This is a genomic window from Leptospira ainazelensis (genome assembly GCF_016918785.1).
Taxonomy (GTDB): Bacteria; Spirochaetota; Leptospiria; order Leptospirales; family Leptospiraceae; genus Leptospira; species Leptospira ainazelensis.
Genome location: NZ_JAFFPT010000025.1, coordinates 133,272 through 149,534, shown reverse-complemented (window position 1 = coordinate 149,534; position 16,263 = coordinate 133,272). Strand labels below are relative to the sequence as shown.

15 protein-coding genes are annotated in these 16,263 nt (G+C 40.7%); 9 read left to right on the top strand and 6 right to left on the bottom strand.

Annotated elements, in window-relative coordinates; all coding sequences use genetic code 11:
* The first annotated feature begins 150 nt into the window (after positions 1 to 150).
* The 3 genes from JWG44_RS06870 (at position 151) to JWG44_RS06860 (ending at position 2,787) form a co-directional block, all read left to right on the top strand.
* Positions 151 to 1,236, top strand: a complete 1,086-nt coding sequence (locus JWG44_RS06870) for a helix-turn-helix transcriptional regulator (RefSeq protein WP_205274215.1) — start codon at positions 151 to 153, stop codon at positions 1,234 to 1,236.
* Positions 1,237 to 1,324: 88 nt separating this feature from the next.
* On the top strand, positions 1,325 to 2,062 hold the full coding sequence (locus JWG44_RS06865; RefSeq protein WP_205274214.1) for a hypothetical protein: 738 nt from the start codon (positions 1,325 to 1,327) through the stop codon (positions 2,060 to 2,062).
* A 56-nt stretch (positions 2,063 to 2,118) separates the two neighbouring features.
* Positions 2,119 to 2,787 carry a class I SAM-dependent methyltransferase gene (locus tag JWG44_RS06860; RefSeq protein ID WP_205274213.1) on the top strand — a complete coding sequence of 223 codons (669 nt, stop codon included), beginning with the start codon at positions 2,119 to 2,121 and terminating at the stop codon, positions 2,785 to 2,787.
* 12 nt (positions 2,788 to 2,799) lie between these two features.
* Here JWG44_RS06860 and JWG44_RS06855 read toward each other — a convergent pair whose 3' ends face one another.
* Positions 2,800 to 3,540 (bottom strand): DUF4846 domain-containing protein, encoded by a 741-nt coding sequence (locus JWG44_RS06855; protein WP_232371535.1) that lies wholly within the window; start codon positions 3,538 to 3,540, stop codon positions 2,800 to 2,802.
* Positions 3,541 to 3,942: 402 nt separating this feature from the next.
* Here JWG44_RS06855 and JWG44_RS06850 point away from each other — a divergent pair, with 402 nt between their 5' ends.
* Positions 3,943 to 5,103, top strand: a complete 1,161-nt coding sequence (locus JWG44_RS06850; protein ID WP_205274211.1) for a DUF819 family protein — start codon at positions 3,943 to 3,945, stop codon at positions 5,101 to 5,103.
* Here JWG44_RS06850 and JWG44_RS06845 read toward each other — a convergent pair.
* Entirely contained in the window at positions 5,100 to 5,741 is a 642-nt protein-coding gene (locus tag JWG44_RS06845; RefSeq protein WP_205274210.1) for a TetR/AcrR family transcriptional regulator, read from the bottom strand. The genes JWG44_RS06850 and JWG44_RS06845 overlap by 4 nt on opposite strands.
* A gap of 163 nt (positions 5,742 to 5,904) precedes the next feature.
* Between JWG44_RS06845 and JWG44_RS06840 the strand changes: the two genes are divergently transcribed.
* Positions 5,905 to 7,158: an NADH:flavin oxidoreductase/NADH oxidase family protein gene (locus JWG44_RS06840; protein WP_205274209.1), complete on the top strand. Its 1,254-nt coding sequence runs from the start codon at positions 5,905 to 5,907 to the stop codon at positions 7,156 to 7,158.
* Between the two features lie 132 nt (positions 7,159 to 7,290).
* Here JWG44_RS06840 and JWG44_RS06835 read toward each other — a convergent pair whose 3' ends face one another.
* From JWG44_RS06835 to JWG44_RS06825, 3 genes are all read right to left on the bottom strand, one after another.
* Positions 7,291 to 7,770 carry an LA_3696 family protein gene (locus JWG44_RS06835; protein WP_205274208.1) on the bottom strand — a complete coding sequence of 160 codons (480 nt, stop codon included), beginning with the start codon at positions 7,768 to 7,770 and terminating at the stop codon, positions 7,291 to 7,293.
* A gap of 148 nt (positions 7,771 to 7,918) precedes the next feature.
* Positions 7,919 to 8,899 (bottom strand): glycerophosphodiester phosphodiesterase, encoded by a 981-nt coding sequence (locus JWG44_RS06830; RefSeq protein ID WP_205274207.1) that lies wholly within the window; start codon positions 8,897 to 8,899, stop codon positions 7,919 to 7,921.
* Positions 8,900 to 8,987: 88 nt separating this feature from the next.
* Entirely contained in the window at positions 8,988 to 9,536 is a 549-nt protein-coding gene (locus JWG44_RS06825; RefSeq protein ID WP_332460778.1) for a DinB family protein, read from the bottom strand.
* Between the two features lie 343 nt (positions 9,537 to 9,879).
* Here JWG44_RS06825 and JWG44_RS06820 point away from each other — a divergent pair, with 343 nt between their 5' ends.
* Positions 9,880 to 10,377 (top strand): GlcG/HbpS family heme-binding protein, encoded by a 498-nt coding sequence (locus JWG44_RS06820; protein ID WP_205274206.1) that lies wholly within the window; start codon positions 9,880 to 9,882, stop codon positions 10,375 to 10,377.
* Positions 10,378 to 10,495: 118 nt separating this feature from the next.
* Here JWG44_RS06820 and JWG44_RS06815 read toward each other — a convergent pair whose 3' ends face one another.
* Positions 10,496 to 10,903: a GFA family protein gene (locus tag JWG44_RS06815; RefSeq protein ID WP_205274205.1), complete on the bottom strand. Its 408-nt coding sequence runs from the start codon at positions 10,901 to 10,903 to the stop codon at positions 10,496 to 10,498.
* Positions 10,904 to 11,176: 273 nt separating this feature from the next.
* On the opposite strand from JWG44_RS06815, the gene JWG44_RS06810 reads away from it, so the two are divergent.
* The 3 genes from JWG44_RS06810 (at position 11,177) to JWG44_RS06800 (ending at position 16,252) form a co-directional block, all read left to right on the top strand.
* Positions 11,177 to 12,010 carry a helix-turn-helix domain-containing protein gene (locus JWG44_RS06810; protein WP_205274204.1) on the top strand — a complete coding sequence of 278 codons (834 nt, stop codon included), beginning with the start codon at positions 11,177 to 11,179 and terminating at the stop codon, positions 12,008 to 12,010.
* 746 nt (positions 12,011 to 12,756) lie between these two features.
* Positions 12,757 to 14,925, top strand: a complete 2,169-nt coding sequence (locus tag JWG44_RS06805; RefSeq protein WP_205274203.1) for a hybrid sensor histidine kinase/response regulator — start codon at positions 12,757 to 12,759, stop codon at positions 14,923 to 14,925.
* Between the two features lie 100 nt (positions 14,926 to 15,025).
* Positions 15,026 to 16,252 (top strand): two-component system sensor histidine kinase NtrB, encoded by a 1,227-nt coding sequence (locus JWG44_RS06800; RefSeq protein WP_205274202.1) that lies wholly within the window; start codon positions 15,026 to 15,028, stop codon positions 16,250 to 16,252.
* Positions 16,253 to 16,263: the final 11 nt, after the last annotated feature.

Genomic DNA, 16,263 nt, shown 5'->3' with positions numbered 1-16,263 from the left:
GTTTTAGATTTTCAGAACGAATCGTCTTTTGTAACCGAATTATTTTATAGGACCTAGTTTCAGACTCGGACAGGATTCCGTGGAAGAAAAATGTTTTTCGAAATAAAAATATATTTCCATCCGAATTCTCCTCTATAGTTTGCTTTTTTTATGGAAGTGGTTCATTTATTTCCCATCTCTGCAATGTTGGCAAATCTTGCCGCCTTCTTTGCGATCATCCGCGACCGCGATCCTTTTGGAGTTTATTTCCGTATCTTCCTGCTGATTTTAGCAGGAGGTAACTTTACTATCTTCTTACTTTTAAAATCCTCGTCTTCCGATCAAGCCTCCGTTTTTTTTCATATTTTCCGGCACTTTATTTTTTTTGTTCCCTATCTTCTTCTCAGCTTAAGCAGAATTCTTTCGGGACGTCCCGTAAAATCTGCGATGACTTACTTCGTTCTGACGATCACGATCGCTCTCCTGATTCTTATCGAATTTGATTTTTTTGCAAACAAATCCATTCTTATTCGAGAATGGAAATTATACGACTGGGGCTGGTTTCCCATTTTAGAAATTCCGGCGAGAATTCTCGTCGGCGGTTTATTCGGAATCTGTTTTCTGCTTTCTCTGATTCTTTTATTAAACCCGGAGGAAACTCTTTTGAGAGGTTGGATTCCGGTATTAGTCTTTTTCTGGTGGTTAGGTCTAGGAACAAATTTTATTCCTCTTTTCGGAATCAATCTGCTCCCGCTCGGCATGGGAGTGGATTCAATCGTCAGCGTTTTTGTTTCGGTCTATCTTTCCAGAAAGGAAATGGATTCCATTTTTCATAGAATTGCTGAAGGTCTCGTATGTTTGAGCGTTGCGTTAGGATTGGGTTCTCTTTCCGTTTTGTATTTAACAAGAATCGAATCGAGTCGAACACAAACGGTTTTGCTTTCCTTAATCGGGGCGGCGGCTTCTTGGATTGTTCTCCGTTTTTTTCGACCCGCCAAAAACACTTTAGAGTTATTGGATTTTAATTCTCTCTCTCAAAGAGGTCTGACGAAGCAGGAACTAAGAATTTGCGAATTGATAAACGAAGGATATACCCGCAAACAAATCGGTTTTTTTCTTGGAATCGCCGACGGAACGTTACGAAATCATCTAGTACACCTTTATGATAAAACCGTGGATAAAGAAAAAGAATCGAATGGAGGAAAAGATAAGTTTCAAAGGCTTACGGTTTTTCTTCAGAAATTTAGAAAACCGTGACGATCGTCACGGTCCAAAAAACGTTTCGTGACAATACTTCTATGGATTCATTTTTAAAATTCGTGTAATCTCATCGATGGAGGTTACGATGGTAACAAAAACAATTCCCCTTTTTATTTCGGTTTTCAGCTTACTCTCATCCGGATCGCTGATCTTTCTCATTTTTAATTTTTTTTATGGAAGGTTAAAGACGATCTCTAACAAGAAAAGAAGAAGAATCTATATTTCTCTCTTCGCGATTTTTCTTTTTCTTTTGTTTCAGGGATTTTTATCCTTTCAGGGTTTTTTCCATAACTTCGAACTACCGCCGAAGTTATTAGTCGGTATTCTATCCACGTTTGTGATTTTTTTAAGTTTCGGATTTTCGAAGCAAATTTTTTCGTTTCTAAAAGAGTTCGGTTCTATCAATCTTTGTCTCTTTCAAGTTTGGAGATTTCTCCCGGAACTCCTGATCTTCCTTTTAGTAAGGGAAGGTTTACTTTCCGAAATTATGACCCTAAAGGGTAGAAACTTCGATCTCTGGGTTCCGATGAGCGCTCCTATTCTTTATCTCGCGATCTCTCGAAATCTACTTTCGATCCGCTGGCTCCTTCTTTGGAATGTGATAGCGATATTTGTCCTGGGACTTACGGTGTTTACCGGAGTTATGTCGGTGCCGTTTCCATTTCGGATTCTTTTTACGAATCCACCGAACGAAATCGTAACTCGTTTTCCAATCAGTTACTTACCGTTGTTGATGGTTCCACTCGCTTTCTCTTCGCATATTCTTGGAATCGCAATTGGTTGGAAAGAATGGAAGGAGGAACGAACTTTGACGAAAGGATAGATTCGGAATCGTTTTCAAATCCTTAAAACTTGGATTCTAACCGAAAGTAGGAACTAATGGATTTTATTGAGAAGTTTGAAGGCGAAAGAGCGGCACAATACGAAAATAGAATCGGAAAGATGATCCCTTTTTATTCCGAAGTTTCCGAATTGGTCGCGAGCTCGTTGATCGATTCGGTTCCTTCAGGCAAAAAAATTCTCGCTGCCGGTTGTGGAACGGGTGCCGACTTTCGTGCGCTTTTAAAAGTCGCACCCGATCGTTACGAAATTACCGGAGTCGATCCATCTCCGGAAATGATCGAACAGGCAAAAACGAAATTTCCGAATGCCGATTGGATCTGTTCTACCGTTTCCGGCTTGGATAAAAATATAAGTTTTGCAGGCGCGACTCTTTTGTTCGTCCTTCACTTTCTACCGGATGACGGAGCAAAACTTTCCCTTTTAAAAGACGTTTCTTCTCGATTGGAACCGAATGGAAAGTTTATCCTTTTTGATATATACGATTCCAGCGAGGACATGAATTCAGTCTTTCAAGAAGTCGCGGAATATTTAAGAACGTTTCAAAGTTGGGATAATAGCGCTCTCGAAACTTATTTGGATCGAGTCAAAACGCTTCACAAAGTCCCGGCACGGAGATACGATGTTCTTTTTCAAGAGGCAGGTTTTCAGAAATCGAAACAAATCTTTCAGGCGCATTACGTCGGCGGCTGGGTCGCATATCGGTAAATTATAATATTCTTATTTTTCTGGAAATCTTCTGAGAACGGGGGTTCCATAAGGATAAAATTCTTCAAGATGTTTTATAAATCCTTTGTAAGTAAACCAACCTTTTGAACCGAATTTTTTAGGAGCCTTTTCAATATGCATTTCCTGGGCTGGCATAAAGCTGAATCCGATGAGATAAAATCTTTCGCGGTTTGAATTTTCGGCCGCGTCTAAGATCATCGATACGTGCCCGATCCCGCCCGTTTCATTTTGAACGAAAAGATCGCCCGGTCTTAGATCCGCCTCTTCGATACCGAGACCGCCTTTTTTGAGAGAATACGAATTGGAAGAAACGAAGGATTTTCTCAAAAAAGAAACGTAACTCAACCCGCTTTCCCGAAACGACTTCTTCCTTCCATTGTAATCAAAAAGATAGAATCGATCTAGGTTTCCCTTCTGTTTGTGATATTCCGCCCAAATACGCATCGTAAAATCCGCACATTGTTCCAAGTCATCTTGAAATAAAAGTGGAACGTTCAAAACCGCGAGGGTGTCGTATCGATGAATGATATTTCGTTTTTGAAAAGTCCAAAGTGTAGAGTCCGGTTTTAACGGTAAATTCCTAACAAAATTGGAAAAGGAATCTTTCGGATAAGAAATACGAGAACTGCCGTCCGGAGTCTGAATTTCGCCGATCCTTTCCCATTTTGAATCCGCCACCAAACAACTCGTCAGGAATAAAAAACCTCCAGTCCAAATTGTTCCCGTAATCATACCAAAATGAAAAAGAATGGAGATGAATTTCATAGTTTTTCCTAATTTGAATTCAATTCTAAAAAGATGAGAATACTTTTACTGAGACCTGATTACAAAGCTAAATGGATTCCCGTCGTTTTCAAAAAAATCGATGAACGAGAAACTCCCTTTTAGTTAAGATTTTAGAAAGGATCGAAAAAGAAAACAGGAGAATCGAGATTCTTCGCCTTTTCTGCTTGAATTCTTCGAATCTAATTTTCATACTTTTCACAAAAGAAAAGTCAAAGAGTCAGGTTTATCGTTTTTGAATGGAAGGATTCAGAAATCTGATTTTTTGAGCGGTAAGTTTTGGAATAAAATCCTCGATCCAATCGATAAGATCCTAAGTAAATTAATTATTTTGCATATTCAGGAATCATTATGGAATCCGTAATTTCTACGATAAACTCGATTGTTCTTTCATTGTTTATCCTCTTGTTTCCTTGGTCAGCGCTTCATATCGCAAAAAAAGTAAAATTTCTCGGTCTTTTAGGTCCGGTTTCCCTTTGTTACATCGCGGGAATTTTTTTAGGAAATACAATTCCTTCCGAATGGATTTCCAAATCGGTCCCGCAGACGTTTGCTGAAATTACGATTCCCCTCGCGATTCCCCTTTTATTGAGTTCCACAGACTTCAGCAAAGGATTTGGAGAAGCAAGGCTTGCAATCTTCTCCTTTTTTCTTTCCGCAGTCTCTGTCGCAATCTCATCCTGTGCGGCTGGTTTTTATTTTTCCTTTTTACATCCGGAATCCGCAAAGATAGCGGGTATGCTCGCCGGGATGTACACGGGCGGCGCTCCGAACCTAAACGCGATCGGACTCGCAGTAGATTCGACAAAAGAAACGATCGCGTTAGTCAACACCGTTGACGTAGTGTTGGGAGGCGCTTATCTTCTTTTCCTGCTCACCGGGGGAAAAAAATTCTTCTCCCTCTTTTTAAAAAAAGAAAACACTGCGGAATCTTCTTTTGAAAACTCGGTATTGGGAGAGGAAGTCCATTCTATTCACTGGAAGAATTTGGTGTTTTCCAACGGAGTTGGACTTCTTATAGCTGCGATCGGTTTTGTAATTTCCATCACATTTACGTTTTTAGTCTTTTCCTCTTTATACGCTCCTTCGATTTTATTAGGAATTACGACTTGGGGGATCGGAACCTCTTTTCATTCCAAGATAAGACAACTCAAAACTTACGGGTTCGGAAGTTACTTGATCTTAATTTTTTCGGTGGCGGTCGGTTTTTTGGCGAATCTGGAAGACTTAAAACAGGACTTTGGATCCGTATTCTTAATCTTAACTTCCATCTTGTTCGGAGCCATTCTTCTTCATTTGATTTTAGGAATTTTATTTCGAATCCCGGTCGATACTTGGATGATCACGTCGGTCTCCAGCATTTATGGTCCTGCTTTTGTTCCGCCGATTACACAAGCAATTCGAAATAGAGGGGTTTTGGTGGTCGGAATTCTCACCGGATTGGTCGGTTACGCGATCGGAAATTATTTAGGAATCGGTATCTATTCGCTTCTATCTTCGATACGAAGTTAAGGCTGGTCTGTTCTTTCGCAGGTCGGATCAAAGGTCAAAAGTAAATTCTTAAAAAAAGAATTGAGAGTTTCTCTTCCGCGGACTTGCAGATCCCTTTTTGTCGGAGATATGTCGGCTTGAATTTGGAGACCGTCAAAAACCGCGAGGACGGTTCTCGCGAGAAGTTCGGGAGACATCGAGTTGACGAGGCTTCCCTCTTTTTGTCCTTCCCGAATCGTTTCCGCAAAAATGGATTCCAGAGAATCGTAAAAAGAAACGATTTCCTTTTCCATCCCTCCTCCGTTGGAGGTGGCTTCCGCAAACAGACGGGGCGAACAATTCCCTTCGATCGTAAGTCGATTCGCCAGTCTTTCTAAGAATTCTTTTAGACGTAAATGAGGGGGAAGCGCCAGAACCTCAGCATCGTGAAATCCAAATCGATCCAAATTTAGAAAATCCCGAATCAAAGTGTCCCGAATCTCTTCCTTACTTTCAAAATGAAAATAAATTCCCCCTTTCGTGAGACCCGCCGTATCGGCGATATCCTGGACCGAAGTTTTTTCAAAACCTTTGGAGAAAAAACAACGCATCGCAGCCGAGAGAATGGATTCTCTACGAACATCTTCCGGTAATTTTTTCCATCCAAGGGTTTTAGACATAGGTTCCGATTTCTCTTTTCATTCTCCAAGAATCTCTCGACCGGTCAAACGAATTCGATCGGAGATTCTTAAATAAATACCAACTGGTAGGAATTTAGGTTTGACAATTTCATGAGAATAAATACCGATGGGTAGGAAATGAAATTTTAAACCGGAGATTTCCATGCCAACTTCTACCACCCCTCTTGCACAACCTCTTCGTTTGCCAAACGGGCAAATTCTACCAAATCGAATTGCAAAAGCCTCCATGGAGGAAAGTTTAGCCGACGATCAGTTTTTACCCGGTGATCAGATGATCCAACTCTATCGACGTTGGGGACAGGGAGGAGCTGGACTTCTTCTGACTGGAAACGCGATGGTCGATCCCTATGCGTTGACCGGTCCGGGAAACGTAATTGTCAGAGACAATGGGAACTTAGACCGATTCAAACAATGGGCCGAGGCAGGTAAATCCGGGGGTTCCAAAATTTGGATGCAGATCAGTCACCCCGGGAGACAGGTTTTTGGTTTTATCTCCGAAACACCCGTAGCCCCTTCCGCCGTAAAAGTCCATATCCCTGGAAGAATGTTTGCAAAAGTTTTCGGAATCCCTCGTGCGCTGACCGGAGACGAAATCAAAAGAATCATCGACCGTTTTATTCAGGCCGCAGTGATCGCGGAAAAAGCCGGCTTTGACGGAGTGGAAGTTCACGGGGCTCACGGTTATCTTCTGAATCAATTTCTTTCTCCGTTGACCAATCTCAGAGAGGATCAATGGGGAGGTTCGTTGGAAAATCGAGCCAGAATTCTTCTCGAAATCGTAACCGGAATCCAAGCTCGGACCCAAAAAGAATTTTCAGTCGGAGTCAAACTCAATTCCGCCGATTTTCAGGGTGGAGGTTTTAGAGAAGAGGACGCCATCCAAGTCATCCAAATGTTAAATAAAACGAATATAGATCTTTTGGAAATCTCCGGAGGAAACTACGAGTCTCCTGCAATGCAAGGTGGAGAATCCAACGGCACGAAAAAAAGAGAAGCCTACTTTTTGGAATTCGCAAAAAAGGCAAGAGCAACCGCACAAATGCCGTTGATGTCAACGGGTGGATTTCGTTCCAAAAACGTGATGGAAGACGCAATCACAAGCGGCGCGTTAGACGTGATTGGTATTGCGGCTCCTTTTGCATTTGAACCGGATGCTGCAGGCAAATTGCTTTCGGGAAAATTGAATTCCGTAGAATTAAAAATTCCGAATCTTTCGAATCCTACCTTTAACTCTCTTTCCAAAATGTCCGCGATTCGGTTACAACTCCGTAGAATCGGTCAAGGCAATGAACCGAAACTTCCGAGTTCTTTGATCGGAAATTTACTCTTGGATCAAATTCGTTCCAGAAAAAACGCAAAACGGTATAAGAAATTCTTAAAGGTCGTTGAGTTCTAAAAGCGTTCAAAAAAAGTCAGGAAGCAAAGACCCAGTAAAAATTTAAATCGACAATTCGAATTTTTCAGTTCAAACGAGGAGCCTTCTCACAGGAAGGCCGCTTTGCGAAGATCAAAACTGAATGGTAAAAATTTAAGGAAGGGAGTGTAAAATCTTTTCAATCGCGAATACTAAACCGACCGATCCCAGAATAGCACCGAACATCCAGCGAGTTTGTACCGCGATTGCTTTGTGAATATCTCCAATGGATCTAAAAGTTTCCAAGCGGGACTGAGTCATGTCTTCGCGAAGTTCTCTAATTTCTTTTTGAATTTCCGCTTTAAAATCTGCGATTTCAGTTCGAATTTCGGATCGAAACTTGGCGTTCTCGGATTGAATTTGAATCTTGAATTCCAAAAATTCGTTTTTTATATCCGTTTTAAACGCCATAAACTCAACTTTCAATTTCGCAATTTCGATTGATAAGTGACGTTCAAAACGATCGGAAGAAGTTTCCAGAATCTGAGCCCGAGAAGCGTCAAAAGCAGAATTGAGAAAATCGACGAATTGATCAACCCCTTCCGCTCCGAGAACTTCTTCCAATTTCCTAGGTACTTTTTGAATGAAATCCATAACCATATTTGTATTCTCTATTCTTAAAATTGCAAGCGCGTTTCCGCCCCCGCTACCGGAAACGGTTCCTTGAGGTTACGAAAGAAGGTGAAATTCTTAATTTTTTTTGATTTGAACGTTAAACAAACTTTAAATTTTTATTATATTCTTATTGATTGAGTATCTGCTTCAATCGATCCGGATAATCCGTGATGATTCCATCCACACCCGCTTGGATCAATCTCCGCATCTCGGTGCGTTCATTGACGGTCCAAGGAATCACGGCGATTTTGTGAGAATGAGCCTTCTGCACAAAATCATCCGTCACATAAAGAAAATATGGAGAAATGATATCAGCTTTTATTTCGAGAGTTTTTTCCAAAACATTCTTTCTTGTAGAATTTCCAAAACCGAAGGTCATCATCGCGCCCTGGAAATACGTCAGAGAAAAAAGCGCACTCGTTTTGATCTTTGGGTTTTTTTCTTTTACGATCGGAAGGGCTTTTAGATAAAACGATTGGATCGTAGTTCGATCTACAACGTTCGCCTTTTCAACCGCTTGTACCAAAAGACCGACGTGTTCCTGTACGATCTCTAAAGGAAGTTGAGCTTTGTCGTCGTTCGGGAATTTCGTCTCGATGTTAAACTTCAGCTTTGCTCTTTCCGGAAATTGTTTTTCGGCTTTTGCTACGAGCGTAAAAAATTCTTCTATCGTGATCAACTCCGTACCGGGAACGGGAGTTTGTTCCGGATACTTGGGATTTTTTTTCGTTCCACAATCGAGTTGTTTCAATTCGATCAAGGTCAATTCGTATAAAGACCGAGAAAGAATTTCGGTTCCATCCTTCTTTTGACAGATCACGGGATTTGTCTCAGAATCGTGATGGATGATGATTTTCTTATCTTTCGTAAGCACCGTATCCAATTCCAACGTAGTCATTCCTTGTCGAATGGCTTCTTCAAATGCAGGCCAAGTGTTTTCCGGTTTGAGTCCGCGCGCACCTCGATGACCTTGCAGATCCAAATTTCCGTCCAGAGGTTTGTTTACGATCGGAACACTGGAACAAGAGCCCAAAAAGGATAAAAAGAATAGCCAGGGAAGAACGGAAAATTGAAAAAATCTAACTTTAGTTTTGAATCGTAAGAACATGGGGAGAATCCTGATTGTATTTCTCCACGGAGGAAAGCCTTTTTTTACCGGATTCTAAATTCTTAAAAATATAAAATTTCTTTGAACTTTAGTTCGAATTCATTCGCAGATAATAAATCAAATCCGTAACTCCGGGATCTACTCCGTTTTGAAATAATAAAGTCGTTATCTGCCCTCGATGGTGAGTCTGGTGATTGAACAAATGAGTCAAAACGAAAAAAATCGGAGTGGTTTGTACAATTCCTTTCGTATTCTGATACTCCAAATTTTTACCAAAATCGGATTCTGAAAATCCGTCCCTGATCCAGCTTACCAAGTCACTATCCACTTTCATCCTTTCCTTTCTGAGTCGATCGAAATCTTCTTCCAATTGGTGGCGATGGTTGGACGTCTGAGTTTCTACACCCGAGACCGTCTCTTCCGTGAGAATATCGAAAGAATACCCGCCCTTCAAAAATCGGCTTAGCCAAATTTTATCTCCCCAGAGGATATGATTGAGGGTCGCTTGTATGGATCCGAAAAAAGCTTTTTGATCTTGCGTTCTAACGGAAGAAGGTAATCTTTCAATAATAGCGAACATTCTTTCATTCATCCATTGGTTGTAACCGGCCAAGTTTTGAAAATTTTGATGCAACACGTTATGCTCCTTTTATAAATAATATTCATTCCGATCTGAAATCGATATAGAAAAGAAAATTCCGTATCCGCAATTTTCGGATACGATCTTTATAAAAAACTTGACGGAAAAAAATTCGAGCATTTAACTCAAGTTAGATTCTAAATTAATTTTTTAGAATTCGTCTTTCTGCGCTACGAAAAAACCCGCCTCGATCCGGACGAATGATTCGTTCTCGATCGACCTCAGTTTCAAATCCCAAAAGGTTAAACTAAAACCGGAATTCTATTTCCATCGGCCCGATCCGAAAAAAAGGACTCTTCGGTTAACAAAATCCCATTTTATTTCAACGGAGGAAAATCCTATGTACCCGAAAATTTTCACATTCATCGCGGTTTGTATTCTTCTTACAAACTCAGAGAGCCTTATGAGTCAAAGCCAACCCGGTTTTCCCGATTACGGAAATCCGATCCGTCTTGAAATCGCCAAAAAGATCGCTGCGAAAGCGGAGACGGAAGCCAAAAAAAACGGATGGAAGATGGTGATCTCAATCGTAGATTCCGGCGGAAATCTTGTTTATTTAGAAAGAATCGACGGAACTCAATTCGGTTCGATCGATATTTCCCAAGGAAAAGCAAAGTGTGCGATCAATTTTAGAAGACCTACAAAATCGATGGAAGACGCAGTAGTCGCCGGCGGAATGGGACTTAGACTCATCGGTTTACCCGGCGTTTATCCATTGGAAGGCGGAGAATTGATTCTTGTGGACGGAAAAATCATCGGAGCGATCGGTGTTTCCGGAGGAACCTCGGCGCAAGACGGTCAAGTCGCAAGAGCCGGTTTAGAAACTCTAAAAGAGTGATCGGATTCCCTTTTTCACCAAACACGCGTTTTATGAGAATCCGATTCGAATCAATCGTCTCCGGAAAATATTCAGCTAGGTTTGAAAAAGGTCCGGAAAATTGATTCCGGACCTTTTTTCAAAGATGACGAATCTCCGCCGGTTGTGATCTCCAATTATTATGAAGTCCGTCCGCATACCAGATTGGAGCTTCGATGAGTTCGGCCGGTTCGAGATCGTTCAGAGTGGACAAACTCACGCTGATAAAGTCTCCTCCGATCTCTTCGATAAAACCTTCGGTATAAGTACGAACTCCGCAGCTCCTACAAAACTTATGGTTTGCGCTCATGCTTCCGAACTGATAGTTTCCCAGTTCTTCTTTTCCGGAAAGAAGACGGAAGGCATTCGGTTTTATCGTAACGCTCCAATTTCTTACCTTAGTACAAAAGGAACAATTACACTTCGAGGTTCCTAAAGAAAGATCGAGATCGACTTCGTATTTTACCTTTCCGCAGTGACAGCTGCCGTTGTATTTTTTTAGACTCATACTTGATTCCTATTCCGTTGTTTTTTATTTCAGAGTATGTTTTCATTCTTTTATGGACTCAACATTTAAAGTTTTTTAAGGTAAGAATTTTTTAAATCGATTGCACATCCTTTTTTGAATATTGCCAAAAGATGTCATATATTTTTCCTTTCAATTTTTTCGAAGGAAATCTTAGAAAGATTTTTCCTTCTTCGATCCGTTTTATTCTTACTTCGATACAATTCAAAAAACTCGTTGAGCCTTGATTTGATTTCGGATTTTATAGATCCAAATATGAAATCCAAAAAAGACAAACCGAGAGGAGTTTTAAAATCGGAAAAAGAAACCGAAAATTTGATTCATGCTCGTTATTTACCGAGTTCAAGTTTAGAATTCTTTATAGAACATCATTGGACCGTAGAATGGGATTTTCGAGGAAAGGAACCTCAACTCGCCGAAACACTCCCTCATCCGAACGTTCATCTCGTGATCGATCGAGGTAATTCAAGAATTCAAGGAATTATCGAAGGAAAATTTTCTTATCTACTAAAAAATTTTGGAAAGGTCTGGGGAATCAAATTCAAGCCGGGTGCGTTTTATCAGTTTTACAAAAAACCGATTCATTCTATCCGGAACCGATCCATTCCCATCGATTCAGTTTTTTCAGTCGACGTGCCGAGTCTGGAAAACTCGATTCTTTCCGCAAAAAACGACGAGGAAAGATTGGAAACCATGGAACTGATTCTTTTACAAAATCTTCCCAAACCCGATCAAAACGTTTTATGGATCCAGGAAGTGATCGATTACATTCTTAAAAACCCGGACATCCATAAAGTGGACGATTTGGCGAACCGACTTCGTATTCACAAAAGAACGCTACAACGTCAGTTCGGCCGTTACGTTGGAGTCACTCCCAAGTGGGTGATTCAAAGATATCGACTGCACGAAGCGGCGGAAAGATTGGAGAATGGCGAAGACGTAGACGGAATCCAACTCGCTTTGGATTTAGGCTACTTTGATCAGGCTCACTTTATAAAGGATTTCAAAACGATTGTGGGAAAATCTCCCGAACAATATTCTAAATTATTGAAACTAAAAACCGAATCCTACCGATCGAAAAAATCGTGATCTAAAAAATTCCATTCCTTCCGGTTTTTTGCCACCCACTCGAAAGTACAACCTTATCCACAAGTTGGAAACCACCTATTCAGAATCAACAAGATCCAAATGGGAATTTTTGTAGGAGTTCTTACAAGAACTCTGAGTGAAAATTTTCCATGCAAAATTATGATTTCGTGATAGAGAAAAATCTCCCGGACTTTTTCCCGCGACGCGATACTTAGATAACGTTGTATTGAGTTCCTCTACCTCCCCTCCGTTCGAAATTTGGGCGGTGGGCGCTTTTCATGGAGGATCGTTGTTGTTATTACAAATCCTTTTAAAGATCAGTTCACTTGCGGGTAAGCGTCTGACTCGAAGGGTTGTGCGGTGTTGTAATTGACATTTCTCAATTAGGATCGCCATACAAATCGAATCGGATTGCCGATTTCATTCGTTTCGCTTCGTTTTAGCAGGAATTCAAAAGAATTAGAATCCGAATTCAGTGAAAAATTCTATCCAAAAACGAAACGGAAATATTCTTTCAGATTCCTTTTTTTAGAATTTGTGTTATCGTATTCTTCTTTTGTTGCATCCCGATCGGTGAATCCAATTCTCCAATCGAAATGTGAATCCGGTATCAAAATTAAATCCGGAATTAAAAGAGGGAAATCGTCTATGAATTCATTTTGTTCGGACCTAAACTTCGAATTTAAAAGTTTATCGCGTCTCTTAAAGAAAGATTCCAAATTCTTTCTTTGAACTTGGATACTTTTATGCTTCAGCATTCTATGAATCCAACTGCGCTTACAAAAAAAGAACCGGCTATGTCGATATTAGAATCATTCTATAGGTTTCTGCGGTTTCCGGTCGCTTTATTCAAAACGTTATTCGGAAATGAAAATCAATCCAAAGGTTGGCTGGCCCTCTCAGACTCGGAAGAACAAAGAAAAATCGAACTTTTATTGAATCATCTCTTCCAAGTTTTCGAAGAACTCTCTTCCGGACAATCTCTCAAAGACATCCTTTTTACGCTCGCTTCCTCAATTGAAGAATATCGTCCCGATATTCACGCGAGTATCCTTCTTCTCGATAAGGACGGAGTCACTTTAAGACACGGGGCCGCTCCAAGTTTGCCCAAAGAATACAACGAACTTATCGACGGAGTAAAAATTGGTCCCAAAGTGGGTTCTTGCGGGACTGCGGCTTACACAAAAAAACTCATCGTCGTCCAAAACATCCAAACGGATCCGCTCTGGGAAAACTACCGGGATCTCGCTGAAAAATTTCACCTAAGATCTTGTTGGTCGCATCCTATTCTTTCCCCGTCCAATCAGGTTTTGGGAACATTTGCCCTCTATTACGACGAACCGAAAAAACCTTCGGAATTGGATTTAAGACTGATCCATTCGTTGGCTCATATCGCCGGTATCGCGATTGAAAGAAAAAGAATCGAAGATCTCAAATCGGAGAGCGAAGCGCGTTATCGTTCCCTGGTCGAACAAGCATCAGATACGATCTTTCTAATAAACAAAGAAGGAAAATTTGTGGAAATCAATCCGAGCGGCTGCGCTTTGTTAGGTTACTCAAAGGAAGAATTTTCGAACCTCACGATTTGGGACGTTATCGAACCGGAGGATATTAAGAAGAATCCGCTTCGTATGAATGAACTTCGCACGGGGAAACCGATTTTGAGCGAAAGAAAATTGGTATGTAAAGACGGAGATATTGTTCCCGTTGAAATCAATGCGAAAATTTTGAAAAACGGTTTTCTACAAGGAATTGTGAGAAACGTCTCGGAAAGAAAAACGGCTGAAGAAATTCTTCGACAAGCACAAAAAATGGAAAGTATCGGACTACTCGCCGGCGGAGTCGCTCATGATTTTAACAATCTTCTTACGATGATCATGGGAAGCGCGGAAGTTATGAAGTTAAGAATCGAAAACGATTCGGATCTAAACAAACACGTCCATAGAATTATCGAAGCCGCAAAAAGGGGAGGATCGATCACAAAACAACTTCTTCTTTTTTCAAGACCTGGCTCGTCCGAACTCAAACCGATTTCTATTTCGCATATCATTCGGGAAGTTACCGATATACTTTCTTTTTCCCTTCCAAAAAACATTTCCATAGAAACAAAAATCGATCTTACCAACGGAATCATTTTAGGCGATAGCGGGCATCTCCACCAAGTCATTCTAAACTTAGCTTTGAACGCAAGAGACGCGATGTTAGACGGCGGCAAGATTACGATTTTAGAAACTACCGTAAAAGGAACCGAGGTTCGAAAAAAATTCCTTTCCGGAAACGCCAAAGAGTATGTTTGTATTCACGTGAGCGATACCGGCAAAGGGATGAACTCGGAAACAAAACAAAAAATATTCGAACCTTTTTTTACCACAAAAGAAAGAGGAAAAGGCACCGGTCTTGGGCTTTCGATCGTAGACACAATCACAAAAAACCATTTCGGTTTTATCGATGTGGAATCGGCCCTCAACCAAGGTACTACATTTAAACTCTATTTTCCCGCGATTGCGGCCGCGGAAAATAGAGTTTCGGAAATTGAAAAACAACGAACTAACATTCAAGCAAACGTTTTGATCGTCGACGACGAGATCATGGTTTTGGAAGTACTAAAAGATATCCTTGAATTATCGGGTTGTAACGTGCTTACTTCGAACTCGGGAAAACAAGCTCTGGAGGTTTTTCGGAATCCCGATCATTCGATCGATTTAGTCATCACCGATTTAGGGATGCCGGAAATGAGCGGAGACTCTCTCTTTTTCAAATTGAAAGAGATCAAACCGGAGATAAAAGTTATCATAACTTCCGGGCATATCGAAAGAGAAAAAAAAGAAAAACTTCTTCTGCAAGGCGTAAAGGCGATCTTAGACAAACCGTATAAGATCGAAGAAGTTCAAAGTATAATTCAAAAGATCCAATAACGGATCCGCCAAAACACCAAATTTTTTGAAGACTAACCCCTGTCTTGTATAATATTTGTTGCCTAAGCAATTATTTAAAATAAATTGGTTCCGAACAAGTATGTATTATTATAACGTTGAAAGTTATTTTAGAAATATAGAAGAAGATTCGATTCCCCGTTTTTCATTAGGGGATGCCGTAAGCATTGCTGTTGAAAAAAGAAAAAACGAAACGGAATTCCGTTATAGGACGTTGATCGAACAATCCGAGGACATTGTTTTTTTCGCCGACGGGGACGGAAAATTTTTAGATATTAGCTCCAAGTCGCACCAATTACTGGGTTATTACGCGGAAGAACTTCTGACACTTCGTATTATAGACATCGTCGAAGAAACGGATAAGAATAAAGTCATTCTTCTAAAAGATTCAGCCGATTCATGTTCGAACACGATTCTAAAAATCAATCTGATCCATAAATTGGGTAAGACGATCCCCGTCGAAATCAGTTTCAAATATATCTCCTACAACCGACTGCAAGGAAGTATCAAACAACCTTCGTGTTCTGAGATACCATCCGATTTCCTAATAAGGGCTCAAAAGATCGATACGATCGGGAGAATCGTAGGCGGAATCGCCCACGACTTTAACAACATTCTAACTATCATTTTGTCGTGTACACAACTCGTAGAATTGAACGTTGAAAAAAATTCTGAATCCGAAAAACATCTTCGAAGAATTATCGGTGCGGTCGGACGCGCCGGCTCCATAGCAAAACAATTACTTTCTCTTTCAAGACCGAATACAGGCATTTTTGCACCCGTCTCCGTTTCCGGAATCGTCAAGGAACTGACTCAAATCATTCCATACACGATGGGAAAAGGAATCGAAATAGAAAGTTTGGATTTAGCTCAAAACGCGCGCATATTTGGGGACGGTTGTCAAATCTACCAAACGATTCTGAACTTGTTATTGAACGCAAGAGACGCAATGAACCGAAACGGAAAAATCAAAATAACGCAGGACTTAGTTTCCGGCGAATCGATTTTCGATCGTTTTAGTCCGATTCTCTCGCAAAAATATCTCCGTATAGAAATTTGCGATTCGGGTGAAGGTATGGACGAAAGTATAAAAGAAAAAATTTTCAATCCGTTTTTCACCACGAAAGAAAATGAAAAAGGAACGGGGCTCGGACTCGCCGTTGTAAAAACGATCGTAGAAGAACACTCGGGGTTTATCGATTTTCAATCCACACTCGGGCAAGGAACGACGTTTTCCTTGTTCTTTCCGGTTTTTGAGGAATCCGATTTTCCCCAGAACGAATCGAAATTTTTCCGCAATTCATTCTGATCCAAGAATCG